The 26,463-nt window shown below is 60.8% G+C and carries 20 protein-coding genes and 1 pseudogene; 11 read left to right on the top strand and 10 right to left on the bottom strand.

Features of this window, described 5'->3' with window-relative positions:
• Positions 1-72: 72 nt before the first annotated feature.
• The 3 genes from rsxC to rsxA are packed head-to-tail and all read right to left on the bottom strand — an operon-like array spanning position 73 to position 4,275.
• Complete coding sequence (rsxC, locus tag CDPAHKCJ_RS02310) at positions 73-3,054, bottom strand: electron transport complex subunit RsxC (protein ID WP_240916617.1); 2,982 nt, start codon at positions 3,052-3,054, stop codon at positions 73-75.
• Complete coding sequence (gene rsxB, locus CDPAHKCJ_RS02305) at positions 3,054-3,692, bottom strand: electron transport complex subunit RsxB (RefSeq protein ID WP_166018532.1); 639 nt, start codon at positions 3,690-3,692, stop codon at positions 3,054-3,056. The genes rsxC and rsxB overlap by 1 nt, the downstream gene beginning before the upstream one ends.
• A gap of 1 nt (position 3,693) precedes the next feature.
• Positions 3,694-4,275 (bottom strand): electron transport complex subunit RsxA, encoded by a 582-nt coding sequence (gene rsxA, locus CDPAHKCJ_RS02300; RefSeq protein ID WP_043334102.1) that lies wholly within the window; start codon positions 4,273-4,275, stop codon positions 3,694-3,696.
• Between the two features lie 337 nt (positions 4,276-4,612).
• On the opposite strand from rsxA, the gene CDPAHKCJ_RS02295 reads away from it, so the two are divergent.
• On the top strand, positions 4,613-5,119 hold the full coding sequence (locus CDPAHKCJ_RS02295; protein ID WP_205700766.1) for a DUF3465 domain-containing protein: 507 nt from the start codon (positions 4,613-4,615) through the stop codon (positions 5,117-5,119).
• Positions 5,120-5,244: 125 nt separating this feature from the next.
• On the opposite strand, the gene metG is transcribed toward CDPAHKCJ_RS02295, so the two are convergent.
• Positions 5,245-7,302 (bottom strand): methionine--tRNA ligase, encoded by a 2,058-nt coding sequence (gene metG / locus CDPAHKCJ_RS02290; RefSeq protein WP_166018530.1) that lies wholly within the window; start codon positions 7,300-7,302, stop codon positions 5,245-5,247.
• A gap of 249 nt (positions 7,303-7,551) precedes the next feature.
• Here metG and CDPAHKCJ_RS02285 point away from each other — a divergent pair, with 249 nt between their 5' ends.
• The gene (locus tag CDPAHKCJ_RS02285; protein ID WP_166018528.1) at positions 7,552-8,025 is read left to right on the top strand and encodes a TerB family tellurite resistance protein; all 474 of its coding nucleotides are present in this window, start codon (positions 7,552-7,554) and stop codon (positions 8,023-8,025) included.
• Between the two features lie 139 nt (positions 8,026-8,164).
• On the opposite strand, the gene CDPAHKCJ_RS02280 is transcribed toward CDPAHKCJ_RS02285, so the two are convergent.
• Complete coding sequence (locus CDPAHKCJ_RS02280) at positions 8,165-8,842, bottom strand: cell wall hydrolase (protein ID WP_166018526.1); 678 nt, start codon at positions 8,840-8,842, stop codon at positions 8,165-8,167.
• Positions 8,843-9,461: 619 nt separating this feature from the next.
• On the opposite strand from CDPAHKCJ_RS02280, the gene CDPAHKCJ_RS02275 reads away from it, so the two are divergent.
• The 4 genes from CDPAHKCJ_RS02275 (at position 9,462) to CDPAHKCJ_RS02260 (ending at position 14,158) form a co-directional block, all read left to right on the top strand.
• On the top strand, positions 9,462-10,175 hold the full coding sequence (locus CDPAHKCJ_RS02275; protein ID WP_166018524.1) for an RNA pseudouridine synthase: 714 nt from the start codon (positions 9,462-9,464) through the stop codon (positions 10,173-10,175).
• Positions 10,176-10,306: 131 nt separating this feature from the next.
• Entirely contained in the window at positions 10,307-11,143 is an 837-nt protein-coding gene (gene apbC / locus CDPAHKCJ_RS02270) for an iron-sulfur cluster carrier protein ApbC (RefSeq protein WP_267906767.1), read from the top strand.
• Positions 11,144-11,268: 125 nt separating this feature from the next.
• Complete coding sequence (gene dcd / locus CDPAHKCJ_RS02265) at positions 11,269-11,835, top strand: dCTP deaminase (RefSeq protein WP_043334107.1); 567 nt, start codon at positions 11,269-11,271, stop codon at positions 11,833-11,835.
• Positions 11,836-12,160: 325 nt separating this feature from the next.
• Complete coding sequence (locus CDPAHKCJ_RS02260) at positions 12,161-14,158, top strand: autotransporter domain-containing protein (protein WP_166018519.1); 1,998 nt, start codon at positions 12,161-12,163, stop codon at positions 14,156-14,158.
• A gap of 154 nt (positions 14,159-14,312) precedes the next feature.
• Here CDPAHKCJ_RS02260 and purN read toward each other — a convergent pair whose 3' ends face one another.
• Both purN and purM read right to left on the bottom strand, forming a co-directional pair.
• Positions 14,313-15,089, bottom strand: coding sequence for a phosphoribosylglycinamide formyltransferase (gene purN, locus CDPAHKCJ_RS02255; RefSeq protein WP_166018517.1), 777 nt, complete (start codon positions 15,087-15,089; stop codon positions 14,313-14,315).
• The gene (gene purM / locus CDPAHKCJ_RS02250) at positions 15,086-16,168 is read right to left on the bottom strand and encodes a phosphoribosylformylglycinamidine cyclo-ligase (protein ID WP_054556274.1); all 1,083 of its coding nucleotides are present in this window, start codon (positions 16,166-16,168) and stop codon (positions 15,086-15,088) included. Before purM ends, purN begins: the two co-directional genes overlap by 4 nt.
• 312 nt (positions 16,169-16,480) lie before the next feature.
• Here purM and CDPAHKCJ_RS02245 point away from each other — a divergent pair, with 312 nt between their 5' ends.
• From CDPAHKCJ_RS02245 to CDPAHKCJ_RS02235, 3 genes are all read left to right on the top strand, one after another.
• A complete protein-coding gene (locus tag CDPAHKCJ_RS02245) occupies positions 16,481-17,590 on the top strand; it encodes an AI-2E family transporter (RefSeq protein WP_166018515.1) in 1,110 nt (369 codons plus the stop codon).
• Between the two features lie 40 nt (positions 17,591-17,630).
• The gene (hda, locus tag CDPAHKCJ_RS02240) at positions 17,631-18,329 is read left to right on the top strand and encodes a DnaA regulatory inactivator Hda (protein WP_043334111.1); all 699 of its coding nucleotides are present in this window, start codon (positions 17,631-17,633) and stop codon (positions 18,327-18,329) included.
• Positions 18,330-18,461: 132 nt separating this feature from the next.
• On the top strand, positions 18,462-18,905 hold the full coding sequence (locus tag CDPAHKCJ_RS02235) for a phosphate-starvation-inducible PsiE family protein (protein ID WP_240916616.1): 444 nt from the start codon (positions 18,462-18,464) through the stop codon (positions 18,903-18,905).
• Between the two features lie 58 nt (positions 18,906-18,963).
• Here CDPAHKCJ_RS02235 and CDPAHKCJ_RS13295 read toward each other — a convergent pair.
• A pseudogene (locus CDPAHKCJ_RS13295) lies at positions 18,964-19,059 on the bottom strand (YjbQ family protein); the annotation flags it as partial.
• Between the two features lie 220 nt (positions 19,060-19,279).
• Between CDPAHKCJ_RS13295 and CDPAHKCJ_RS02230 the strand changes: the two are divergent.
• The gene (locus CDPAHKCJ_RS02230; RefSeq protein ID WP_166018513.1) at positions 19,280-21,826 is read left to right on the top strand and encodes a TIR domain-containing protein; all 2,547 of its coding nucleotides are present in this window, start codon (positions 19,280-19,282) and stop codon (positions 21,824-21,826) included.
• Positions 21,827-21,886: 60 nt separating this feature from the next.
• Here CDPAHKCJ_RS02230 and CDPAHKCJ_RS02225 read toward each other — a convergent pair whose 3' ends face one another.
• Both CDPAHKCJ_RS02225 and CDPAHKCJ_RS02220 read right to left on the bottom strand, forming a co-directional pair.
• Positions 21,887-22,318, bottom strand: a complete 432-nt coding sequence (locus tag CDPAHKCJ_RS02225; RefSeq protein ID WP_166018510.1) for a secondary thiamine-phosphate synthase enzyme YjbQ — start codon at positions 22,316-22,318, stop codon at positions 21,887-21,889.
• A 148-nt stretch (positions 22,319-22,466) separates the two neighbouring features.
• Entirely contained in the window at positions 22,467-23,375 is a 909-nt protein-coding gene (locus CDPAHKCJ_RS02220) for a LysR family transcriptional regulator (protein ID WP_200017282.1), read from the bottom strand.
• 718 nt (positions 23,376-24,093) lie between these two features.
• Here CDPAHKCJ_RS02220 and CDPAHKCJ_RS02215 point away from each other — a divergent pair.
• Positions 24,094-26,115 carry a TonB-dependent receptor gene (locus CDPAHKCJ_RS02215; RefSeq protein ID WP_166018506.1) on the top strand — a complete coding sequence of 674 codons (2,022 nt, stop codon included), beginning with the start codon at positions 24,094-24,096 and terminating at the stop codon, positions 26,113-26,115.
• Positions 26,116-26,463 lie beyond the last annotated feature (348 nt).

Genomic DNA, 26,463 nt, shown 5'->3' with positions numbered 1-26,463 from the left:
GGTAAATGGGCAATGACACGAGGCGTGCTTCAGGATGCGTCGCCATTGGCGCGCTAGAGGGGCTCAGGTCACTCATTGGGCGTCCACCAGTGCCTGCACCTCGGCCAATGACTCGCGGGCGTGTTCCAGATTGCGGCGCGTGCGGTCGACCTTGGTCGCCAGGCGCTGACGGTTTTCGTCATTCGCCTCGCTCAATGCCGCCTCGGCCTTGCGGTGGGCCGCCTCGGCCGCCTTGACCGCGATGCTGACCTGCTTGTGACGCTTGGCGAGGTTCTCGGCGCGTGATGCCTCGATCTCGGCCTGGGAGAGCGTCACGTTGCTGGCCATGCTGCCGCGCCCCACAGAACCCGCGTCGGGCGTGGGCGCTTCGGGAATCAATTCGCCCGTGCCCTTGGCGGCAGGCGGCGCGTCAGCGCCGTCAGCTTGTGCACTGGTCAGACGGACCTCGGCGGCACGCAGGTTTTCCTGTGCCGTGGCCAGCAGGGTCTGCAGGTCCTCGATATCGCCTTCACCGCTTTCGCTGGCGCGGGCCAGGGCCTTCTCGGCCTTCTTGACCGCGATATTGGCTGCGGCACGGGCCGTCTTGAGTGCCTTGAGATCGGCAGCCGGCGCTGCGGCAGCCGGCGCTGCGGCTGCGGGGGCAGCCGCGCCTGTCGAGGAAGTGCTGGCCGGCGCAGGGGCAGCGGGCTCGCTGGCGGCCTTGAGGTCAGCTTCGGCCTTGGCAAGTCGCGCCCTGGCGTCCGTGACGCTGGCCTCCAGCGTCGCGATGTCACCCTCACCGCTATCCTGTGCCGTCTTGAGGGCCTTCTCGGCCTTATTGACCGCGATATTGGCGGCGGCACGCGCCGTCTTGAGCGCCTTGAGGTCGGCAGCCGCACCTGTGGTGGAAGTGCTGGCCGCCGCAGTAGCAGCTGACTCGCTGGCCTCGCTGGCAGCCTTGAGGTCGGCTTCGGCCTTGGCCAGTTTCGTCTTGGCCTCCGTGACGCCGGCCTCCAGCGCCGCGATGTCGCCTTCGCCACTGTCCTGGGCGGTCTTGAGGGCCTTCTCGGCCTTCTTGACGGCGATGTTGGCGGCGGCACGCGCCGTCTTGAACGCCTTGAGGTCGCCAGCCGAAGCTGCGGCAGCCGAAGCTGCGGCAGCCGGGGCTGCGGCGGCGGGGGCGGACGTGCCAGTGGCAGCAGAGGCGGGGGCCGCAGCGGCGGACTCGCTTGCCTCACTGGCGGCCTTGAGGGCGCTTTCGGCGCTGGCGAGCTTGGCCTTGGCCGCGGTCACGTTGGCCTCAAGCGCCGCAAGATCACTGGTGCTGCTCTCGCCACTGTCCTGAGCGGCCTTGAGCGCCTTCTCGGCTTTCTTGAGGGCGATGTTGGCTGCGGCACGCGCCGTCTTGAAGGCCTTGATGTCGGTGGCCGGTGCCGGCTGGGCAGCCGCGGTCGCTGTGGAGACCGAGGTCGACGTCGTGTCTGCGCTGGCACTGGCTTCGGCGCGGGCGGCAGCGGACTTCTGGGCCGCCTGGGCGCGCTGCTGGCGCTTAGCTTCCTTCTCGGCTTCCTCGCGCGCCATGCGCGCCTGCTTGAACTCGAAGCGGTGACGGGCGCGTTCGGACTTGCGCGCCTCATGCTGAGCACTGCGAATCTCGCCCTTGGCGAAACGGTAATACTGCACCAGCGGAATCTGGCTGGGGCAGACATAGGAGCAGGCGCCGCATTCGATGCAGTCCGCCAGATTGTAGAGCTCGGCCTTGTCGAACTCGCGTGCCTTGGAGAACCAGTAGAGCTGCTGCGGCAACAGCTCGGCCGGGCAGGCCTGTTCGCACATGCCGCAACGGATACAGGGTTGCTCGACCGCCGGTGCCGGCAGTGACTCGGGGGAGGAGGCCAGCAGACAGTTGGTGGTCTTGATGATCGGCAGGGCGTCGCTCTCGAGGGTGAAGCCCATCATCGGGCCACCCATCACCAGGCGTGCGATGCCGCTTGCAGAAGGAGCGGCCAGGCGCAGCAGGTCTGCGATGGAGGTACCCAGGCGCGCCTCGACGTTGTGCGGGTGCTGCAGGGCCTCGCCGGTCAGGGTGACGACGCGCGAGATCATCGGCTCGCCGAAGCAGACCGCGCGCTGCACGGCGCGTACGGTGCCAGGATTGTGCACCACCACGCCGACATCGGCGGGCAGGCCACGGCTGGGCACTTCGCGGTCTGTCAGCAGCTTGATCAGCTGCTTCTCGCCGCCGGAGGGATACCTGGTCGGCACCACCACGACTTCGAGGCGTGAATCCAGCGGTGGCAGGCGCTTGTCGGCGCGGCGGGCGCGAATCGCCTGTTCCAGCGCGATGACGGCCTCGGGCTTGTTGTCCTCGATACCGATCAGGATGCACTCGGGGCCGATCAGGCTGGCGAGAATCTCGAGCCCTTCGATCAGCGCTTCCGGATGCGTGCGCATGGTCAGGTCGTCGGCGGTGATGTAAGGCTCACACTCCGCCGCATTCAGAATCAGGGTATCGATGGCGTGGCGCTCACGTACGCGCGCCTTCACCGCCGAGGGGAAGCCGGCACCGCCCTGGCCGACCACGCCGGCGTCCTGCAGGCGTTGGATCAGGTCCTGGGCTTCCTGCTGACGCCAGTCACGCCAGGCTTCCAGGCGCGCCCATTCATCGATCTCGCCGTCGCGCTCGATCACGATGCACAGGTCTTCCAGACCCGAGACGTGGGGAATCTGGCGTGGCTCGATGGCGGTGACCACGCCGGTGATGCTGGCATGCACCGGGGCGGAGATCATGCCCTGGGCGCGGGCGATCAGCTCGCCCGTCTTCACGCGCTGGCCGATCTCCACCAGTGGCTGGGCGGGCGCACCGATATGCTGACTGAGCGGCAGCACCACCTCACGAGGCAGCGGGGCGGCTACCAGCGGGGCGCGGTTGGAGAGCGCCTTGTGCTCCGGCGGATGGATTCCGCCGTGGAAGTCGAATACGCGGGGAGCGTTGTCACTGCCTGTCGCGCGCGGGGCAGCAGTGCTCGTGGCAGAACGGGAAGTCACCATGGATTTGAACAACGACAGAACCATCAGGCGACATTCCTTGCAGATGTGGCAGTAGAATCGGCGGCATCGGTCACGATCAGATTGCCGCTGAAGCGGGCATTGTCGCGGGTCGGGCCCGCCGGTTGCGGCCAGTGCCAGCTGCGCACGTCAGTGGCGACCGGCACCATGTCGATGCAATCGACCGGGCAGGGCTCGACACACAGGTCGCAGCCGGTGCATTCGTCGGCGATCACGGTGTGCATGTGCTTGGCGGCACCCAGAATGGCATCGACAGGGCAGGCCTGGATGCACTTGGTGCAACCGATGCACTCGTCCTCGCGAATCACTGCCACCTTGGGGATGTTGTCGGCATCGCCATCCAGCGGCGTGGCCTCGCGGCCCAGCAGGTCGGCCAGCGAGGCGATGGTGCTCTCGCCGCCCGGCGGGCACTTGTTGATCTCATCCCCTTCGGCGATGGCCTGGGCGTAGGGCTTGCAGCCCGGATAGCCACACTGGCCGCACTGGGTCTGCGGCAGGAGCTGGTCGATCTGCTCGACGATGGGGTCTCCCTCGACCTTGAAGGCCACGGCGGCAAAGCCGAGCAGCCCCCCGAAGACGACGGCCATGGCCACCAGTGCGACGATCGCGGAGATCAGCGTATGGTCGTTGAAGAATTCGAGCATGTCAGATCTGCACCAGTCCGGAGAAGCCGAGGAAGGCCAGCGACATCAGGCTGGCGGTGATCATCGCGATGGCGGGGCCCTGGAAGGGGCGCGGCACATCGGCGACGGCCAGACGCTCGCGCATGGCGGCGAACAGTACCAGTACCAGCGAGAAGCCGACGGCCGCGCCGAAGCCGTAGAGCGTGGCTTCCATGAAGCTGGAATTGCGGTTCAGGGTCAGCAGCGCCACGCCAAGCACCGCACAGTTGGTGGTGATCAGCGGCAGGAAGATGCCCAGCACCTGATAGAGCAGCGGGCTGGTCTTCTTGACCACCATCTCGGTGAACTGGACCACCACGGCGATCACCATGATGAAGGCGATGGTTCGCAGGTACTCGAGCCCCAGCGGCGCGAGGATGAAGTGATAGGTCAGGTAGGCGCACATCGACGACAGCGTGAGCACGAAGGTGGTGGCCAGCGACATGCCCATCGCGGACTCCAGCTTGTTGGAGACACCCATGAAGGGGCACAGGCCGAGGAACTGCACCAGCACGAAATTGTTGACCAGGATGGTGCTGATCAGGATAAGAAGGTATTCACTCATCAGGGGCGTCGCTCGGTCAGGGTGTTTCGAAGGCGCTTCCGTGTTCGCGGCATGCTTGAACCGGCACTCGCAGGCGATCAGGGCTATGGCCGCCGCAAGCTGTCAGGAAGCTGCGGGGCAGGGGATCGTCGAGCGCGGCGGTATTATACGCAAGATGCTGCTGGCCGACAGCCTGTAGCGTGGCAAGCCAGGCGGAGTGTTGCCAGCATGAGACGGCTATTGTTTCGCGTTTTGCTTGGTTCTTGAAGTAATAAAGAAGAATTCCTTTATTACTTTTATTGATTGTGACGTGGTCAGAGACTTTCACGTCACCCGGAGGTGGCACAAGGAGCGGGATATGCGCAGGACAGGAACACGCGGCCGTCGGCCGTTATGGGTCATCATCCTGGTGGTGGCGATGGCGGGCATCTCGCAGCTGACGGGCAATGGCAACTTCTCGCTTTCTCAGCTGTGGAATGACTTCCAGTCGCCGCAGGCCGAGGCGACGCAGGGGGAAGGTGCCTCTTCGGCGGACGAAAGCCGACTCAAGCGCGCCATCAGTGCGCAGCAGAGTGATGTTCAGGTACGTGGCACGGGGGAGGTGATACGTCTGCTCCGGGATGATCTCAAGGGCAGCCGTCACCAGAAGTTCCTGATTCGGGTCGCGGGTGGCACCACCATTCTGGTGGCGCACAACATCGATCTGGCACCGCGTATCGACAGTCTTCAGGTAGGTGATCGCATCGGCTTCCACGGGGAATACGAGTGGACCGACAAGGGCGGCGTGATCCACTGGACGCACCATGATCCCGGTGGCCGCCATGTGGGTGGCTGGCTGGAGCATGCCGGTCGCCGTTACGAGTAGCCGTTCCGCCGCCCGGATGTGACGCATGTACGACAACGCCCCGCCAGAGAGTCTCTGGCGGGGCGTTGTGCTGAAGAGCCTTCAGCGAGGTTGAATCAGTGCATCATCACTGTATCAACACTGTATCAAGTGACGCGCTGACCCGGCTTGGCGCCGGTGTGCGGCTCCAGCAGGTAGATGCCTTCGTCGTCACCGGCGGCCAGCACCATGCCTTCTGACACGCCGAAGCGCATCTTGCGCGGTGCCAGGTTGGCGACCATCACGGTCAGGCGGCCTTCCAGGGCTTCCGGCGCGTAGGCGGACTTGATGCCGGAGAATACGGTGCGGGTCTCGCCGCCGATATCCAATGTCAGCTTGAGCAGTTTGGCCGCCTTCTCGACGTGCTCCGCCTTGACGATCTTCGCCACACGCAGGTCGGTCTTCATGAAGGTGTCGAAGTCGATCTCCTCGGCGATCGGGTCGGCATTGAGCGGACTCGGTGCGGCAGCGGCTTCTGCTTCCGCCTTGGCGGTGCCGTCCTTGATCTTCTGTTCCTCGACCAGCACTTCGCGTGAGGCTTCGAGCATCTTGTCGATGCGCTCCGGCTCGACGCGGGTCAGCAGCGGCTTGAACTTGTTAATGGCGTGATCGGTCAGCACGTCTTCGCGGCTGGCCCAGTCGAGGCTCTCGAGGTTCAGGAAGTCGCGTGCCTTGTCGGTCAGCTCCGGAATCACCGGCGCCAGATAGACCATCAGCTGGCGGAACAGGTTGATGCCCACGGAGCAGACGTCGAGCACTTCCTGCTCGCGGCCCTCTTCCTTGGCCATCGCCCACGGTGCCTTGTCGGCGATGTAGGTGTTGGCTTCATCGGCCAGTTCCATCACCTTGCGCATGGCGCGAGCGAATTCACGGGCTTCGAAGTCCGCCGCGATGCCTTCGCCAGCGGCGATGAAGCGCTCGACCAGCTCCGGCTCGGCGCAGGTGGCGGACAGCTTGCCGTCGCCGAACTTCTTGACGAAACCGGCACAGCGGCTGGCGATGTTGACCACCTTGCCGACCAGGTCGGAATTCACGCGGGCGGTGAAGTCGTCGAGGTTGAGGTCGAGGTCATCGACGCCGGAAGTCAGCTTGGCGGCGAAGTAGTAGCGCAGGTATTCCGGGTTGAGGAACTGCGCGTAGGTATCGGCCTTGATGAAGGTGCCGCGTGACTTGGACATCTTGGCGCCGTTCACGGTCACGAAACCGTGGCAGTTGACGCCGGTCGGGGTGCGCATGCCGGCACCTTCCAGCATCGCCGGCCAGAACAGGGCGTGGAAGTAGACGATGTCCTTGCCGATGAAGTGATAGACCTCGGCATCGGAATCGGCCTTCCAGTAGCTGTCGAAGTCGATGCCCTGCTTCTCGCACAGGTTCTGGAAGCTGGCGAGGTAGCCGATCGGCGCATCCAGCCACACATAGAAGTACTTGCCCGGCGCGTCGGGAATCTCGAAACCGAAGTATGGCGCATCGCGGGAAATGTCCCACTCGGCCAGTCCCGCCTCGAACCATTCCTGCAGCTTGTTGGAAATCTGGCTCTGCACGCGGCCGCTCTTGGTCCACTCCTTGAGGAACTCGGCGAAGTTCGGCAGCTTGAAGAAGTAGTGGGTGGAGGTGCGCATTTCCGGCGTGGCACCGGAGATGGCAGAGACCGGATCGATCAGCTCGGCCGGCGTGTAGGCCGCGCCACAGGCTTCACAGTTGTCGCCGTACTGGTCTTCAGTCTTGCACTTCGGGCAGGTGCCCTTGATGAAGCGGTCGGCCAGGAACAGGCCCTTGACCGGATCGAACATCTGCTCGATATCGCGGGTGGCGATATGGCCGGCATCACGCAGCGCCAGGTAGATGCGCTCGCTGTGGGCCCGGTTCTCCGGCGAATGGGTGGAGTGATAGTTGTCGAAGCCGACGCCGAACTTGGCGAAGTCGGCCTGGTGCTCGTCACTCACACGCTGGATCAGCTGCTCGGCGGTGACACCCTCCTGCTCGGCCCGCAGCATGATGGCGGTACCGTGGGCGTCATCGGCGCACACGTAATGGCATTCGTGGCCACGACTTTTCTGGAAGCGTACCCAGATGTCGGTCTGGATGTACTCAAGCAGGTGACCCAGGTGGATCGACCCATTGGCATAGGGCAGGGCACTGGTGACCAGAATCTTGCGCGCTGACATGAGGCCTCGTCTTGACGGTAAAGGGCGCCTGCTGCGTGAAGGGGCAGCGGCTCGCCGGAATGACACGTGATAGGGGCGAACGCGTCGCCCCGTCGGGATGGGCGCTACTATATCGCGAAGGTGCGGGCGGCGCGAAGGGCGCGTCGCGTCACCGGCAACGCGGCCGTGCGCAACTGCGAGGTTGCAACCCGTGCCGCAGCCCTCATGAAGGATTCAAGGACACTACATTTTCCGTTCCTGGAGGTCAGCATGCCAGCTCAGCTATCCGTCGCCGGTCAGATCAATCGTCTCATTCGTCAGGTGATGATGCCCGGCAGCAATGCCCGCCCCAACGATGAACCCGGCCCTGAACTCGCCATGGCCGTGCTGATGTTCGAGGTGGTGCGCGCCGATGACCATCTCGATGTGCGTGAACGTGAAGCCCTGGCGCGCCAGCTGGCCGAGCGCTTCTCGCTCGGGGATGAGGAACTTGCCAGCCTGCTGACCCAGGCCGAGCAGGATGCCGAGCAGGCCACGGATCACTACCGCTTCGTCAAGCAGCTCAACGAGCACATGAGCCTTGAGGAGCGCACCGAACTGATCGGCATGCTCTGGGAGCTGGCCTACGCCGATGGCGAGCTGGACCCTCAGGAGGAGCATCGTATCCGCCGTCTTGCCGGGCTGCTGCATGTCAGCCATAGCGAGTTCATCCGCACCAAGCTGGCGGCCCAGCCGGACAAGTAGGCGACAACCCGCTCTCATGCAGACGCCCCCGCTGCCAATGGCAGCGGGGGCGTCGTGTTTGTGGCTTCTGGTCGCAGGGTTTATGGAGCAAGTATCGGCTGGCTCTCAACAGCGGTCATCCAGCAGCAGCGACTCGTGCTCAGTTGCGATAGAACAGGTGCTGACCGATTCGTGCGGTACGCACGAAGCGCTTGGCCCAGTAGGGCGTGGCGTAGCGGGCGTGGAAGTAGAGGGCACCGTCTGTGACGTCTTCCAGCTGATGGTTGAGTGCCTGACGGGCCACGTCGCGTGCCTCGGCGTAGGCTTCCGGCTCGCGGATCCTGTCCGAGCGTCCGTCGCACCACCAGGAGAACTGACAGCTGCCGCTCTCGCCGCCCTGTTTGACCACGCCGCACAGGCTATCGGGGAAGCGCGGATCGGCGGCGCGGTTGATCACCACATTGACGATGCCCTGCATGCCGCTTCTGCCTTCGCCCTTGGCTTCCCAGTAGGCGGCGCGCGCCAGGCAGGTCAGCGGGTCATCCACCGGCCGCTGGCCATTGGGGTCGATCGCCTTGGCGCCGGCCTTGCTGAGCAGCAGGTTCCTGGGCACATCGCTCTCGCCTTGCACCAGCAGACTTTCCAGTCGTTCGGCCTTGACGGCTGCCTTGGCCGCGGTGGTCGGTGCGGCAGGCGCGTCTGAGGCGTGTGGCGCAGAGCAACCCGCGGCCAGCGTCAGGCCGAAGACCAGTACCAGATGACGAAGAGTACGTGCACTGCTGATGGCGTAGCGCCCCGTGTGAGTCAGTGGACGGCGCGATGTAAGGGGTAAACGCATGCAAGATACCTGTGAACGTGGCCTGGGAAGCGCAGCAAGGCGTGATGGCGCGCAGGGTCAATCCGGGTTGATCGCACACCTTTGGCTGGCGAGTCACTGACGGAGACTGAAGCGTTGGCCACCGGCTTCCTCGGTAGCGACAGTCGACGCGCAAGCGCATCAGTTTGCCTGACCCTGATCTTCGATGGTCCAGAGTGAGCTTCAACGCAACTCTGACGCTTTGCCGCGCAAAGGGTTCCGCAAGTGGCATCACGCGGTTGCGTGGCGATGACGCGGGCAATGCAGCATACCTGTCAGCGCATGATCAGGCTTGTCAGAGGCGGTCAGTTGGCTTGCTCCAGCGGGGCAGGTGAGCCGGCGCAGTGGATCAGATGCGCTGGCAGAAAGCGTCAAGGAGCTTGGTGAAAAGCATCAAATGATCTGCTGAAGTCCCCCGCGCCGATTTCCGGCCACGCAGCCTAGCATCTTCAGCGCGTCTCGTCCGTGCCATCCTCGGCTCATGCCGTTATCATGGCGGGCCAGCCTTGATGACCCTGTCAGGCGTCCCACTTCTTTTCTATCTGCGCTTCTGCGTGCTGCTGCTCTGCCTGTTGCCTGCGTCGCTGCCTCGAGAGTCCCCATGACCGAACCCGTCCGTCTTTCCAAGTTTCTGGCCCATCAGCAGGGCATCTCGCGCCGTGAGGCCGAGCATCTCATCGCCAAGGGGGTGGTTCGTGTCGCGGGCGAGATCGTGGAAGCGCCTTTCTTCAAGGTCACCGATGAGGAAGTCACCGTCGATGAGGGCGCCAGCATGGCCCCCATCGAGCCGATGACCCTGGTCTGGTATCAGCCGCCGGGCACGCCGCTGCCGGACCCGCTGACCCTGCGTGACGGTGCGCCGCGCAGTGCGCTGGACAACAGTGGTGCCGACTGGCTCAAGGTGCATTTCCTGTCTCAGCAGCCGCTGGCCGAGCTCGGCGAGGATGAATCCGGTCTCGCGGTGTGGTCACAGAATCGTGGTGTGATCCGCAAGCTCGGTGATGACCTGGACCAGCTGGAGCAGGAATACGTCGTCGAAGTGGAAGGGACGCTTGATGACGACGGCCTCAAGCGTATCGGCTTCGCGCTGTGCGCCGACATCCGCGGGCGCAAGCCCAAGGTCAGCATCAGCTGGCAGAGCGACACCCGTCTGCGCATCGCCATGAAGCGAGTGCCGGTGAGCGGTATCCGCGGTGCGGTCGAGGAGCAGGGCCTCAAGGTCATCGAGGTCCGTCGTCTGCGCCTGGGCGCGATTCTGCTGGGCCGCATGGCGCCGGGCGAGTGGCGCTTCCTGCCGGTCGACGTGCGCTTCTGATTGCCCCCGTGGGCATGGTTTCCTGGGACATGGTGCATCGGCTTGGCCCGTATCGCGGTGGCAGGCATACTGTGCCCATCGTGTTCCACGGCTTTTTTCGCTGACAGTTCAGACGCCTGCGCGCCACGTTCATCGCGCCGCGCAGGCCGTCACAGGAGTTTCAAGGTATGGAAGGTATCAAGCACATTGTCGCGGTCGCTTCCGGCAAGGGTGGCGTCGGCAAGTCCACCGTCACCGCCAATCTGGCGCTGGCATTGGCGGCGGAAGGTCTCAAGGTCGGCCTGCTGGACGCCGATATCTACGGCCCGAGTCAGGCGCAGATGTTCGGCGTGCCGACCGGCCAGCGTCCGGAAATGGCCGGTGAGCAGGTCTTCAGCCCCATCGAGGCGCACGGCATCAAGACCATGTCGATGGCTTATCTGGTCGACGTGAAGGACCCGATGGTCTGGCGTGGCCCGATGGTCGCCGGTGCCTTCCAGCAGCTGCTCAACCAGACTGCCTGGGGCGAGCTGGACGTGCTGCTGATCGACATGCCACCGGGCACCGGTGACATTCAGCTGACCCTGTCACAGAAGGTGCCGGTCTCCGGCGCTGTCATCGTCACCACGCCGCAGGACATCGCGCTGCTGGATGCCCAGAAGGGCATCGAGATGTTCCGCAAGGTCAAGGTGCCGGTGCTGGGCGTGGTCGAGAACATGAGCACGCATACCTGCAGCCAGTGTGGCCACAGTGAAGCGGTCTTCGGTGCCGGTGGCGGTGAGCGTATCGCCGAGGAATACCAGACTCGTCTGCTGGGCCAGCTGCCGCTGACCCTGAGCATTCGCGAGAATGCCGATGGCGGTCGTCCCAGCGTGATCGCGGAGCCGGACGGCGAAGTGGCCAAGTGCTTCCTCTCCATCGCGCGTCAGGTCATCGAGACGCTGGATACCGCCGGCGCGGATGAAGGCCCGAGCATCAGCTTCAGCTGAGCCCGGCGCGACAGTCACAAGCCGCGCGTCGCGAGGTTTCCAGCGACACAGCGGGCCGGTATCATGCTGGCCCGCGTTTCATGGCGCTCACGCGTCTCTCCCCATCAGTCAGTCAGGTACGCTCGATGAGCATCAAATCCGACAAGTGGATCCGTCGCATGGCCGAAAGCCACGACATGATCGAACCCTTTGAGCCCGATCAGGTGCGCTTTCACGATGAGCGCCGTGTGATTTCCTACGGCACCTCCAGCTACGGCTACGATGTGCGCTGCTCGGATGAGTTCAAGGTCTTCACCAACATCCATTCGGCGACGGTGGACCCCAAGCACTTCGACGAGAAGAGCTTCGTGGACGTGAAGGGCGACTCCTGCGTGATTCCGCCCAACTCCTTCGCGCTGGCCCGTACCATCGAGTACTTCCGCATTCCGCGTAACGTGCTGACCATCTGCCTGGGCAAGTCCACCTACGCGCGTTGCGGCATCATCGTCAACGTGACGCCGCTGGAGCCGGAGTGGGAAGGACACGTCACCCTCGAGTTCTCCAACACCACCAACCTGCCGGCGCGTATCTACGCCAATGAAGGCGTGGCGCAGATGCTGTTCCTCGAGTCCGATGAAGTCTGCGAGACCAGCTACAAGGATCGCGGCGGCAAGTATCAGGGCCAGCGTGGCGTGACACTGCCGCGTACCTGATACCCCTTGCTGCGCGCCTGGGGACTGCGTTTACGCAAGTGACCTGCGCGCGGCAAGACAAGAGTGTGGAAAGTCAGGAGCGCCTCCTTCGGGAGGCGCTTTTTTGTGCCTGCTCGTGGCGATGTGTGCCGAGCTGTGATGATGGTGGCAAGAGAGACGCCGGTGGCAAGTAGCGAGAACGTGGCACGCTTGCAAGGCGCTGAGTCTTAGCCGGAAGTTGAATAAAACATGTGATTCAATCACCTGTTTTATTGCCTATGCTTGTCTGCAGGCCACCCTCAGAGTGGCTGCAGGACGGATACCTCCCACAAGCAAGGGGCACGCCATGCCATCGCGTTCACATCGCGCTGTATTCCCTCCGGCCAGCGCCAGCGGTCTGGTCCAACGTTTCACCCTCAGCGGTCTCGCCCTCGCCATCAGCACCACCTTGCTGGCGACTCCCGCGCAGGCCTATTCCAATCTCTATCTCTTCGGCGACAGCCTGAGCGATTCCGGTCAGTTCCCCGATACCACCCTGGGCGGCCTCAACAGCCTGCGCTTCACCAACCGCAGCGGTCCGGATTACGAGAACTCGGCCTATGGCAGCGTCTCGACCCAGTTGCTGGCCACGGAACTGGGGCTGGCGGCAGAGCCTTCCACCTCGGTGATCTATCAATTGGCCGGCTTCAGTGACGGCACCAACTACGCGGTGGGCGGCTATACCACGGCGCAGATTCTGGCCTCGGTGACAGATGAGGATGGCTCCGAGGTGGTCATCCCCGCGGGCAGCCCGGGCGCGGGCACGGTGCTCAGGGTCGAGGATGGCTATCTGGTCAGCACCGGCGGCAGTGCCGACCCGGACGCCCTCTATTACGTCAATGGCGGTGGCAATGACTTCCTGCAGGGCGTGATCACCTCACCGGCCACGGCGGTCGCCTCCGCCGGCAATCTGGCCTCCGCGGTGGAGGCACTGGCAGCGGCGGGTGCCACCACTATCATGGTTTCCAACCTGCCGGATGTCGGCAGCACGCCGGCAGGTCAGTCGGCGGGTGCCGCGCAGGCGGCGGGGACCTCCGCGCTGGTAGGCGTCTTCAATGATGCGCTGGGCGAGCGACTGGCGGCACTGGATGGTGAGGTCAACATCATCCGGCTCGATACCGTCGGCATTCTCGAGGAGGTACTGGCATCGCCGGCCGAGTTCGGCTTTGCCAGCGACGTGCCGCTGACCCAGGTGTGCTTCTCCGACAGCTGCAACGTCACGCCCTACGGGCTGGGCGGCGCCGCGGAAGATCCCGACAAGCTGCTGTTCAATGATGGCGTGCACCCGACCACCGCTGGCCAGGAGATTCTGGCCGACTACGCCTATGCGATGCTCGCCGCGCCCTCGGTACTGGGGCTGGCGCCGCAGCTGGGCACGGGGGCGCTCAATGCCAGTCAGCGCTCGCTCTCCGATGAGCTGCGCCCCGGTGCGCAGAAGCAGCGCTCCGGCGATGGCGAGGACAAGGGCGTGCGCGTGTTCGCCATCGGCTCGGCCAGTGGCGGCACCGGCGATGGCGAGACTTCCAGCGGCCAGCAGGGCTTTGATAGCGAACAGCGCGGTGCGGCTGTCGGCGTGATGCTGCCGCTGGACAACGCGCTCGGCCAGGCCTGGGGCGGTGTTGCGGTCAGTCAGCGCAATGCGGACTTCGATGTCGATGATGGCAGTGAGCTTGAGCTGGAAGGGCAGGTGTTCAGTCTGTTCGCCCGTCAGCAGCTGGGCAGGTTTGGCGTCCAGGCGGTGGCCAGCTACGGCGACTTCGATTACGACCTCGACCGCCATGTCGCGCTGGGCCAGTCATCGCGCACCCTGTCCGGTGAGACCGATGGCGATGGCTTCAGCGCCGAGGCGCGTCTCGATTATCGCCTCACCGCCGCCGACTCGCTGTGGTACAACGCGCCCTTCGTGGCCTACCGCCACACCGAGTCCGACATCGATGGCTACACCGAATCCGGCTCTGCCGCCAACGCCCTGAGCGTCTCGGATCAGACGCTGCGCGATCGCCGGGTCGAGGCCGGTTTCATGGTCGACCGCGCCATCGCGGAAGGCTTCGGCCTCTATGGTGAGCTGGCCTACGGCAAGCGACTGGATGATGACGCCGACAGCGCCGAGGTGCGACTGGCGAGCCTGCCGACCAATGCCTACCGCGCCGAGGACCTCGATCGCGGCAGCGACAACTACCTGCGTGTCGACGGTGGCTGGCGCATGCAGCTGGGCCGCAATGCCATGCTGCATCTGGGCGCCGGCATCGAGACCTGGGATGAGGTGACGGCGCGCGGGGAGGTGGGGGTGAGTTACACCTTCTGAACGCGAAAGTCGCCGAGAGAGAAGTGAAGCTTTAGAAACAAGAAGCCCCCGCGACATTTGCATGTCGCGGGGGCTTCTGTTTTCAGCTCGCTGTCAGCGCGCTATCAACTTGCTATCAGCTCAGTCGGCCTTGCCAGCAAGGCAACGTCACTGATCAGTCTTCCTCGCCTTCCGGCAGCTCATCGCTGAGCTCTTCTTCCACATCGGCGTGGGAGAGGCGCAGGCCGCCCACCGGCAGATTGTGGCCGTCGAGCTTGGCCACTTCCCCGTCGAGCGTCAGGCGGCCTTCGAGGAACCAGCGCACCGCGATCGGGTAGATCAGGTGCTCACGCGTGTGCACGCGCTCCTTGAGGCTGGCTTCATCATCGCCTTCCAGCACGTTGGCGACGGCCTGGATCGCGACCGGGCCACCGTCGAGCTCCTCGGTGACGAAGTGCACGCTGGCGCCGTGTTCCTTCTCGCCGGCTTCCAGAACCTTGCGATGGGTATCAAGGCCCGGCCAGGCCGGCAGCAGTGACGGATGGATGTTCATCAGTCGGCCGAAGAAGCGCTGCACGAAGATCGGCGACAGGATGCGCATGAAGCCGGCCAGCACGATGAGGTCCGGTTCGTGGCGCTCGATCACCTTGATCAGGGCGCCATCGTAGTGCTCGCGGTTCTCGTACTCATCATGCGGCAGCACCACGGCATCGACGCCGGCTTCGCGCGCACGTACCAGGCCGTAGGCATCGGCCTTGTTGGAGATGACCGCGACCACATCACCGCCCAGCTCGTCGTGTTCCTGTGCTTCCAGCAGCGCCTGCAGATTGCTGCCGCTGCCGGAAATCAGTACCACGACGCGCGGGCGAACCGGTGCATCGTCTGCCTCGAAACCGTTGCCGAAGCCGCCGAGAGTGTCACCGTTGGAGGCGTTGGTATTCGGTTCGATCATGCGGACAGATTCTCCAGCTGGACCTGCTCTTCCATGCCGTTGCGGGCGCGGATGCTGCCGAGGGTGAAGACGGTCTCGCCCTGGGCTTCCAGGTGGGCGCGCGCGGCGGTGGCGTCGGACTCAGCGACCACCACGACCATGCCGACACCGCAGTTCAGCACGCGGTGCATCTCGTGTTCTTCGACGTTGCCCTGTTGCTGCAGCCAGTCGAAGACCGCCGGACGCTTCCAGCTGGCGACGTCGATCTCGGCGGTGCAGTCTTCCGGCAGCACGCGCGGGATGTTCTCGAGCAGGCCGCCACCGGTGATGTGGGACATGGCGTGCACGGACAGGCCGCTTTCCTTGAGCAGCGACAGCAGCGGCTTGACATAGATGCGCGTCGGCGCCATCAGGGCGTCAGCCAGCGGCTGGCCGTCGATTTCCTGCTCGAGCAGGGAGGCATCGGCGACTTCGAGAATCTTGCGGATCAGCGAGTAGCCGTTGGAGTGCGGGCCGGAGGAGGCCAGACCCAGAATCACGTCGCCTGCGCCGACCTTCTTGCCGTCGAGGATCTCGGACTTCTCGACCACACCGACGCAGAAGCCGGCCAGGTCGTAGTCGCTGCCCTCGTACATGCCCGGCATTTCAGCGGTCTCGCCGCCGACCAGCGCGCAGCCGGACTGCAGGCAGCCTTCGCCGATACCGGTGACGACGTCAGCGGCGATGTCGATGTCGAGCTTGCCGGTGGCGTAGTAATCGAGGAACTGCAGCGGCTCGGCGCCAGCGACCACCAGGTCATTGACGCACATGGCGACCAGATCGATGCCGATGGTGTCGTGACGGTTGAGGTCCATGGCCAGGCGCAGCTTGGTGCCCACGCCATCGGTACCGGTGACCAGCACGGGCTGGCGGTAGCCTGCCGGCAGTTCGCACAGGGCGCCGAAGCCACCCAGACCACCCATCACTTCCGGGCGGTGAGTGCGCTTGGCGACACCCTTGATGCGTTCGACGAGGGCGTTGCCTGCATCGATATCGACACCTGCATCCTTGTAGCTCAAGGAAGTCTTGCTGGGCGAGGAGTCCTGGGGGCGTTGCGTCATGTGAGGTTCCTGTCGGTGCGGCCTGGGCGGTGAGACACGATCGATCGCGGGAAAAGAAAGGCGGCCATTGTAGCATTGCGCTTCGCAGCTGACACTGTGCCGATTCACAAAACCGCATCAAAATGTGAAAAGTCCGCCACGCCAGTCATGGCAAGCCTTGTCGCACCTTGGGTGGCGCCGGGGAAGGCAATGTCAGACGCGTGAGCGGCGCGTGTCTTGTGGGTGACTCGGCGACAGGCAACAATGGGTGATGCGTGCGCCGTCGGCAGTCAGCCGTCACGAGTGCCCCACGGCTTGTCTCAAGGAGTGAAGATGCAGCGTAAATGGTGGTTGCTGGCCGCAGGTGTGGCCTTCCTCGGCCTGTTGGTGATGCTCGAACCGATTCTGATGCCGTTCTTCATCGGCATGATTCTCGCTTATCTGGGTGACCCGCTGGCCGATTGGCTGGAAGACAAGGGCCTGTCGCGCCATCTGGCGGTCACGCTGGTGTTCAGCGTGCTCTCGCTGGTGCTGTTGATCGCGCTGCTGGTGCTGGTGCCGCTGCTGGGGCGTCAGCTGGCGCAGTTGATCAGTTTCATGCCGATGGTCTTCAACTGGATACGCGAGACGGTGCTGCCGGAGATCCAGGCGTTCACCGGACTGGATTTCAGTGCCGACTTCGATCAGGTCCGCTCGCTGCTGCTGGGCAACTGGAAAGAGACCGGCACCTTCGCCGCAGCACTTCTGGGTACCGTCTCCAAGTCCGGGCTGGCGATGGCCATCTGGCTGGGCAATCTGGCGCTGATTCCCGTGGTCACCTTCTATCTGCTGCTGGACTGGGACCGCATGAAGGAGAAGCTGCAGGGCCTGCTGCCGCGCTATATGGAGCCCACCGCCACTCGTCTGGCGCATGACTGTGATGAGGTGCTGGGTGCCTTCCTGCGCGGGCAGCTGCTGGTGATGCTGAGTCTGGGCATCGTCTACGCAATCGGCCTGGCGATCATCGGACTCAAGTTTGCGCTGTTGATCGGCCTGGTGGCGGGGCTTGCCAGTATCGTGCCTTATCTGGGCGTCATCGTCGGGATCCTGATCGCGGCCACGGTGGCCTTCTTCCAGTTCGGCGAGTGGTGGGCGCTGCTGGCGGTCGGTGGAGTCTTCGCGCTCGGTCAGCTGCTGGAAGGCGTGGTGTTGCAGCCGCTGCTGCTGGGCGACAAGATCGGCCTGCATCCGGTCGCGGTCATCTTCGCGGTGATGGCGGGCGGCCAGCTGTTCGGCTTTACCGGCATTCTGCTGGCTCTGCCGGTGGCGGCCGTGATCATGGTGCTCTTGCGTTATCTGCATGATCGCTATAAAAACAGTACTTTATATGACCAACAGCGTGATTCTCGCCCCGCGGTGGCTGCCGATCAGCCAGCACCGCCGGCGGCAGAGGATACCCAGTGATCGAGAGACGAGATCACGGCAACAACAATCAGCATGACGGATGGCAATGACTCAGGGACAGATGGCACTCGGCGTCGGGGTACGTGACGCTGCGACCTTCGACAACTACCACTTCACCTCGACCTCGCTGGCGGAGGCCCTCAAGGGCCAACTTGCCGACGGCGGGGAGCCCTTCGTCTATCTGTGGGGCGGCGAGCAGAGTGGACGTAGCCACCTGTTGCAGGCGGCCTGCCATCTGGCGGGCGAGCAGGGCAAGCGTGCCTTCTATCTGCCGCTCAATGAGCTGGGCCATTTCCCGCCGCACATGCTCGAAGGGCTGGACGAGATGGACCTGGTCGCCATCGATGATCTGGATGTGGTGATCGGTCGCCAGCGTTGGGAAGAGGCGCTGTTCCACCTCTACAACCGCCTGCGCGATGGCGGGCGGCATCTGCTGGTCAGCGCCAGCTGCGCGCCCCGTCTGCTGCCCGTCATCCTGCCGGATCTCGCCTCGCGCCTCTCCTGGGGCGTCACCTTCCATCTCTCGGGGCTGGATGACGCCCAGCGCCTCGAAGCGCTCAAATTGCGTGCACGTGACCACGGCCTTGCATTGCCCGACGAAGTCGCCCGCTACATTCTGCATCGCGGGCCGCGTAGCCTGCCGGGCCTGTTCGCGGCGATGAGCGAACTCGACAACGCCTCGCTCTCCGCCCAGCGCAAGCTGACCATTCCCTTCGTCAAGCAGACGCTCGGCTGGTAGGCAGCGCCTGCGCGGGTCCGGTGGCCCACTCTTGCCTTCATCACGACCGCGGCACCGATATTGCAGTCTCTTTCTCATCATTTCTGTCTGAGGACACGCGGCATGAACAGGCTAGACAAGCATCGGGAGCGCATGCACAAGCAAGCCAACTCGATCGGCAATTTCCTGGTCGAAGGCTTCCACTATCTCGGCCTGTTCGCCATCGGCGGCGCGATTGCCATCGCCTCGGTATCGGCCTTCTTCGAGATGTTCGCCAAGGGCTCGGCCAGCGTCGATGACATCCTGCTGCTGTTCATCTATCTCGAACTCGGCGCGATGGTCGGTATTTACTTCAAGACCAACCACCTGCCGATCCGCTTTCTGCTCTACATCGCCATCACCGCGCTGACGCGCTACCTCATCGGCGACGTCTCCCATCACAAGGCCCCCGATATCGGCCTGCTCTACCTCTGCGGCGGCATCTTCTTCCTCGCCCTCTCGGTGCTCGCCGTGCGCTTCGCCTCCTACAAATACCCCTCCAGCCGCGCCATGGACCCGATGGGTGGCACGGTAGGGGACGAGGACTCGACGCGATAAGCCCGTGTTTTTTAGTAACTTCTAAAGTTAAAAGGCCGCGATCTCTCGCGGCCTTTTTTCATTCTCCATTCAGCGTCAGACACAACCTGCGGCTACCGCCGTGGTCGCGGTGTTCACCGAGCCAGATGCCTTGCCAGGTGCCGAGGGCGAGGCGGTTGACAATATAGTTGTGGTGAAAGCGAAAGACTATTTGTGACTGGACTTTTTATTTCTCTGATCTTAGATTCAAGAAACTGTTAGTGTGCTCACGCTTGAAAATGTGTTCTATGGATTATGCTCAAAGCGTTGAGCTGCTATCATTCTAGAAACGTTTAAAGTTTTTGGATTAAGCTGGCTGCTGTAATAAAACAACTCTAAGGTTTAAGGGATTAAACATGCCATCAAAAGTATTTATTAGTTACTCTCATAAAGATGAAAAGTTTAAAGATGAGCTGGTTGAGCATATATCAGGGTTGGTAAGGAACGGAGATATAACAGAGTGGAATGACCGAAAAATTATTCCCGCCTCCGATTGGTCGGCGGAAATATCTAGCCAGCTTTTAGATTCAGACTTGATATTATTTCTTGTCAGTTCATCTTTCTTGAGTTCTGACTACTGTATAGATATAGAAGCTAGCAAAGCTATTGAAATGCATGATGCTGGGCAGGCTCAACTTATACCAATTATTGTCCGCTCTACAGATTGGTCAAGCTCCCCTATAGCTAAATTCCAAGGCTTGCCTAAAGATGCTAAGCCTATTGACACATGGGGTAATTTAGATGAAGCTTGGTTAAATGTTGTTTCTGGTATACGAAAACATATTAATGAATTTGTTCCAAAAGCAGATAAGTCGCAAGCTTTTATTTCAAGTGATGAAGACGGCCTTGTTGTTAGTCCTTATATAAATGAATGGATCGAAGATACCGAAATCACTCTTACCCATCGAAATGTTAAAAAAGTCAAGCTCTCAGATGTGTATGTAGTACCAGATGTAGAGTTGTTAAACGAAAATAATAAAGAATTAAAGTCTTTTAGAAGTGCTGAGGATGTTATAAACGATTGCTCTCGCATTGTTATTTCTGGAGATGAGCAACAAGGGAAAACCTCATTGTTGAAGTATTACTATAAAAGCTTGCTGATTTGCTCAAACTTACCATTGATAATTAATGGTGAGGAAGTTAAAGATTCGAGCGTCCTAAGCTTGATTGCTAAAGAGTTAGCGCGTCAATATGAAGGCATAACTCTAGACAACTATTTGGAAACCCCTGACAAGGTTGTTATTATTGATAACCTTGATAAGGTTCCTTTGAATAAAAAATTCCGTGACAAGTTTATTTTTGAACTTTGTAGTATTTTCGAAAAATGCATATTTACAGTACAATCGTCATTTTCTTTGCTTATGGACGAGATCCCAGCCTTAGATGACTTTGACAAAATTGACATTCTGGTTTTTGGTAATAAAAAGCGCGAAGAATTAATTCGTAATTGGATCTCACTCGGTGTAATTGAGACCATATCGGATGAAGAGCTATACTCTAAATGTGACGAGCTGAAAGATGCTATTAACTCTGTAGTAAAGAAAAACATAGTTCCGCCAAAACCAATCTACATACTCATGCTTCTGCAGATGTTCGAGGCTAACTCTAAGCTGAGTCTAGAGCTTTCATCACACGGACATTGCTATCAACAGCTAATCTATCAAGCATTTTCTAATGCTAAAATACATGATAATGAATACGATAAATACTTAAATGTATTGACTGAGCTTGCTTGGAAAATCTTTATTAATGAAGGCGGGCTTAATAATCAGCAGCTGAGGGTATTTTTCAACGAATATTGTGATTTGTACTTGGATATAGAACAAGAAGTCGTAATGCCAAAATTGGTCAAGCACTCTATATTGTGCCACAAAGATCTCGGTATAGATTTTAAATATCCATATATATATTATTTTTTTGTGGGTAAGAAGATCTCTGAGGCGTATTCTGAATATGAAGAAGTTCAGCTTAAAGTAGACTATCTGCTTGATAACATGCATCGCGAGGATTGTGCGAATATACTGATATTTGTGACTCATCATACAAAAGAAACATGGGTCATAAATAAGATTCAAGATGTACTTTCAAACTTGTTTAGTGAGCATCTCTCGGCAACTCTTGATAGACGACAGCTTGCCTTCATGGATGACTTCATGCGTCAAATACCTGAGTTGATTATTGAGCAACGTGAGATACAGCGAGAAAGAGATGAGTATAATGAAAAGCTAGATAAACATGAAGTTACATCTGATGAAGAATTCCAAGATGAGTCGCCGGATCTTCTGGCAAACATCAATAAAACATTTAAGGGGATGGAGGTTGCTGGCCAGATAATTAGAAATAGACATGCATCTTTACGTAGGGACTCACTAACCCTATTGGCAGAGTCTGGAATCAATGCTGGGTTAAGATTCTTGAAATATTTTATTGTAATCTCAGACGCATCTAAAAAAGAAATTGTTAAGGTGATATCTAGTCACTTAGAAGAAAATCCTGAATTAAGTAATAGTCAGGTTGAAAAATTTGCGGAAAATGCATATCTTCATTTAACTTATGGGGTTATTAATGCTGTAGTCAGAAAGATATCTACTTCTGTCGGTTCTAAGGAAGCCATGCAAATATATAGAATGATTGAAGATCGAGAGCCCACACCCGCATTACACTTGTTGAAGTTGTCTATAGAGTTATATTTTTTCAAGAAGATTAATATTGATAGTATTGAGACTTGTATGACTAAATTAAGCGATAATACTGTCTGTGCTCGTATAGTTAAAGAGCTTGTTGTGCGCCATATTTATATGTTTCCGGTCAACTTTAAGGATAAGCAAAAATTGTCTTCATTGCTAAATATTTCTGTTAGAGGACAAAGCCAAATAGAAATGAAGCGAAAAAGAATAAGTTGAAGTATTAGTTTTAATGTAGATTTATATTGCTGTTTGAATGTGAGAGGGGGGATAGTCAGTCTATTCTCCACTCAGTGTCAGACACAGCCTGCGGCTGCCACCGTGGACGCGGTGTTCGCCGAGCCAGATGCCTTGCCAGGTGCCGAGGGCGAGACGATTGACGCCGCGGCGGGCTTCGACGGGCAGGGTGAGCTGAGTGCCGAGCAGGCTGGCGAGCACGTGGGCGGGCATGTCGTCATCGCCTTCAAGCGTGTGGCGGAAGTAGGGCAGGTTGCCGGGTACCAGGCGGCGCAGGAAGGCGTCCATGTCGTGGCGCACGTCGGGGTCGGCGTTTTCGTTGAGGGTTAGTGAGGCGGAGGTGTGCAGCAGCTGTACATGCAACAGGCCGACACTGACCGGCGGCATTTCGGCCAATGTCTGCTCCACCTCGTCACTGATGAGGTGAAAACCGCGCTTGCGGGCGGAGAGGGTGAGCGTGTCGCGTTGCCACATGAGAAGCCCTGCCTGTCGTTGATTCAGTACATGCTAAACATGACAAGCCAGAACGCAAAAGGCCAGCCCCTGAGGGCTGGCCTTTTTGCTGTGGGCTGCGCTGGTTCATCTCAAGCGAGAGGAGGGCGACAGCATGGCATCGCTGCCATCAACCGGTGGTGGTGGCGGCTTCGCTGACGGTGCGACGGGCGGCCTTGGCGGTGACGCGTTCCGGCTCTGTCTTGCCGATCTCGCGGGCGAGCCAGTCGGCGAGCATGCGCACGCGGGTCGGGATCGGGCCGCGCGGCAGCAGCATGCCGATCTCGACCGGCGGGATCTCGTCGCATTCCAGACGCTTGAAGGACTGGCCGTTGCGCTCGCTGAGCGTGTTGACCCAGTCGGTCGGCAGCACGGCGCGAATCAGGCCATCGGCCACGTAGTCGGTGAGGACTTCGAGGTCATCTGACTGGATGTGATTCGGGCGCGGGTCTTCCGGGTGACGCGAGAGGGAGGTGCCTGACACCAGCGGCTCCAGCTCGCCCCACGGCAGTTCTTCCGGGTTCTCGACGTGAGAGGCCGCGTAGGCCGCCTGATGCCAGTGGGTCAGCGGGCGGAAGACATGGGTGCTGCCGGCCAGATGCGGGAAGCCGATGACCAGGTGCGGCTGGTTCTCGAGAATCTCGCGGCCGTTGTGCCACAGCTTCAGCTTGATATCGACGCCTTCGTGTTCCGACAGGAAGCTGGTCAGCGCGTGACCCAGGAAGTGACGACCCAGCGACGGCGTGGCGTGGATACGGATGGTACCGGTGAGGTCTGACTGGCGGTCTTCGATGGCGCGGTGCGCTTCATCATCGAGATTGGCCATCGAGCGTGCGTAACGGTAAAGGGTCTCGCCGGCTTCTGACAGGCGAATGCCACGATGACCACGCTCGACCAGGCGGGTGCCGAAACGGCCCTCAAGGGCGTCGAGGCGACGGCTGACGGTGGACTTGGGCAGGCGCAGACGTTCTGCTGCGCGGGAGAGGCTGCCGAGGTCTGCGACCATCAGGAAGGTGTTATAGGCGTCGATATCGCTCATCGAATAGGTCCGGTTGTTCAGAGGGTCGGGGTGTGCCGTCAGGGAAACACCCACCTTGTACGGGCCAAACGGGCCCGTTGCAGCGCCAGTCGCTGCACAACGGATTGCCTGTCGATGACCGTGCCCCTCAGGCCGCAGGGGGATGCCCCCGGGCAAAGACGCGCTCATCGATCAACAACCGTCACTGCCGGCCGAGCACCTCAGCGCACGGCGACAGGTCTTGCATCTGCTGCAGATATCTTCAGGGCCGAGGCCATGAAGGGGCACTGTCCTGGCGTGACAGCAAGCGCCCTTAATCTGAGCACGCTAACTATATCACTCTGCCCGTAGTGTTGCATCCAAAGTCGCACACATTGCGCAAATCCGATCTCCGCAGGACGAAACCCTGCCGTGAAGCGAGAAATTTGCGTGGGCCAGCACTTGTCGAGGCATGTCGGCTAAGACGTCAGTGGCTGGCGATGGTTCCGTATCTGATGACAGACAGGTGATAAAAAAGCGAATCTGGTGGCTGCACGGGTGAAAAAATGTGCAAATCGGACCGTTCTTGGCAGTTCAGGCACCATCTGGCGCTGCAGAAGGCGAGAAGTGACGCGCATTGATTGCAGAAATTGCAGAGCGGCGTTGCAGGGAGTGTTGATGACGCAAATGTGCAAACGCGTGCATTATCTCGTTCGCAAAAAGAATCATTATTATTATTACTCTTGGGAACTCTCCGCTCATGACCGATCGCCTCTCTCCGTGCGTGGCAGCCAGCGCTTCCCGCGCCACTGCTTTCACTCCGCGTCCGCTGGTGGCAGCCATTGCGCTGCTGTGTGCCAGTACTGCCCATGCAGAGACGCTGCAGATGGACACGCTGCAGATCGAGGACGATCGCCTCAATGCCACGGCGGTCATCGATAGCGACGAGATCGCGCTGCATCAGGCGCATGATCTCAAGGATGTGTTCCGTGATACGCCGTCCGTCACCGTCGGGGGCACTACCGCCTCTTCCGAGAAGATCTACGTGCGTGGTCTGGAAGACACCAACCTCAACATCAGCGTCGATGGTGCCAGCCAGAACGGCTACCTGTTCCACCACAGCTCCAGCTTCAACATCGAGCCGGAACTGCTCAAGCGTGCTGAAGTGCAGGCCGGACCGGGCGCCGCCGACAATGGCCCCAACGCCCTGGGCGGCAGCATCAAGTTCGTCACCAAGGATGCCCAGGACATGCTCAAGCCGGGCCAGACCTTCGGTGGCATGGTCAAGGGCAGCACCGAGTCCGCGGCAGATGCCGTCAAGGGCACGCTCTCCGTCTACGGTGAAGTCGCGCCGAATGCGGGCCTGCTGTTCTCGACCAGCGCACGCAACAGCGATGACTACCGCACTGGCGGCGGTGATGAAGAAGAGGGCACCGGCGGCCATCAGCGCAGTTACTTCGGCAAGTTCAGCCTGCTGGATCAGGGGGCTCACAGCCTGCGCATCAGCGCCGAGCACAACGAGGACACCGGCATCTATTGCGTGCGCCCCAACATGGAGTGTCAGGAGTTCAACAATGCCAAGGTCGATACCGACCTGAGCCGTGACACCTATACCGCCAACTATGACTTTGATCCGGGCTCGCGCCTGGTCGACGTGCACACCAACGTCTTCCATACCAAGACCGAGCTGGAACGCACCACTGTCTCCACCGGCGCCGAGCTGAACGCCGATGTCGAGAGCTATGGCGGCGATCTGAACAACACCTTCCGTTTCGGCCCCGAGGACATGGACAACCGTCTGACGCTGGGTAGTGATTATGTCTACGACGAATCCAGCACCGGTGGCTTCGACGAGAAGGCGCGCAACCTCGCGCTCTACGCCCAGCACCGCATGACACTTGGCGCGGTGGACCTGTCCTTCGGCGCGCGTGTCGATGACTACAAGACCGAATACGCCAATGGCGAGACGCTGGATGACACCGATGTCAGCCCGAACGCGAGCCTCAACTGGCGTGTCGGCGGCGGTGTCGAGCTGTTCACCGGCTACTCCACTGCGGTACGCGGCAACAAGGGCCGTGAAGCCATCCTGGTCGATGGTGGTGTCGGTCCCGGCGAGAGTCTGGTGGTTGAGCCGGGGCTTGAGGCCGAGACCTCGCGCAGCACGGAAGTCGGCGCGCGCTGGAAGGGCAATGACCTCCTCACCCAGCGTGACCGCGCTGGCCTGGAAGTCACCTACTTCGATACCCACTTCGACAACTACATCACCGAAGAGAGTTCGGGCGGTGTGACCACCATCACCAACATGGAAGGTATCGTCACCAGCAAGGGTGTCGAGGCGCGTGCCACCTACGGCATCGGCGGCTGGGACATGACGCTGGGCTACCTGACCATGGACCTGGAAGACAATCAGGGCGAGACCGTGGTCGATGACATGGGCCTGGGCAACCAGACCGGTGATCGCTGGAGCCTGGACAACCGCTATACCTTCGCTGACCCGCAGATGACGATCGGCTGGACCGTGACCGCCTACGAGCGCCTCACCGACCTGCCGGATGATCAGAGCGAGCGCGCCGGTTACGCCACGCATGATGTCTACGCCAGCTGGGTGCCGCGTGACATGCAGGACCTGACCCTGACTGCCGGTATCTACAACCTGTTCGACAAGGAATACAGCGACCAGAACACCTACTTCCTGGAAACCAACAGCGCACGCGGCATCACGCCGGGCGCCATCACCAGCCCGGGGCGTGACGTGCGTCTGTCAGTGGCGTATCGCTTCTGATCAGAGGCTCTGAGCCAGCAAGTTCGCAATTGACAGGGTTTCATCGCCAGCTGTCGTGATCCAGGCTCGCAACGCAGGATGCTTCACTGGCAAGACCCTCGCAGCGCCATCGTGTTCTTCACGGTGGCGCTGTTTCGTTTGCGGGGCGCACAGAAGGGCTCTGCCAGCTCCTGCTGCCTGCGGCCACGCTGTGCTATCGATTCATCAGGCCAGGCCCGCTTGCTGCCTGCGTCTCGCGGCCGCGCTGTGCTATCGATTCATCGCACCAGGCCCGCCTGTTGCCTGCGTCTCGCAGGCGCGCTGTGCTACCATCGCGACCAAATGTCGGAGAGCGTCTGCGCGACTCTT

This window comes from Cobetia sp. MB87 (genome assembly GCF_011319755.1).
Classification (GTDB): Bacteria; Pseudomonadota; Gammaproteobacteria; order Pseudomonadales; family Halomonadaceae; genus Cobetia.
The sequence above is the reverse complement of the archived record's forward strand: the minus strand, read 5'-3'. Positions and strand labels throughout refer to the sequence as shown.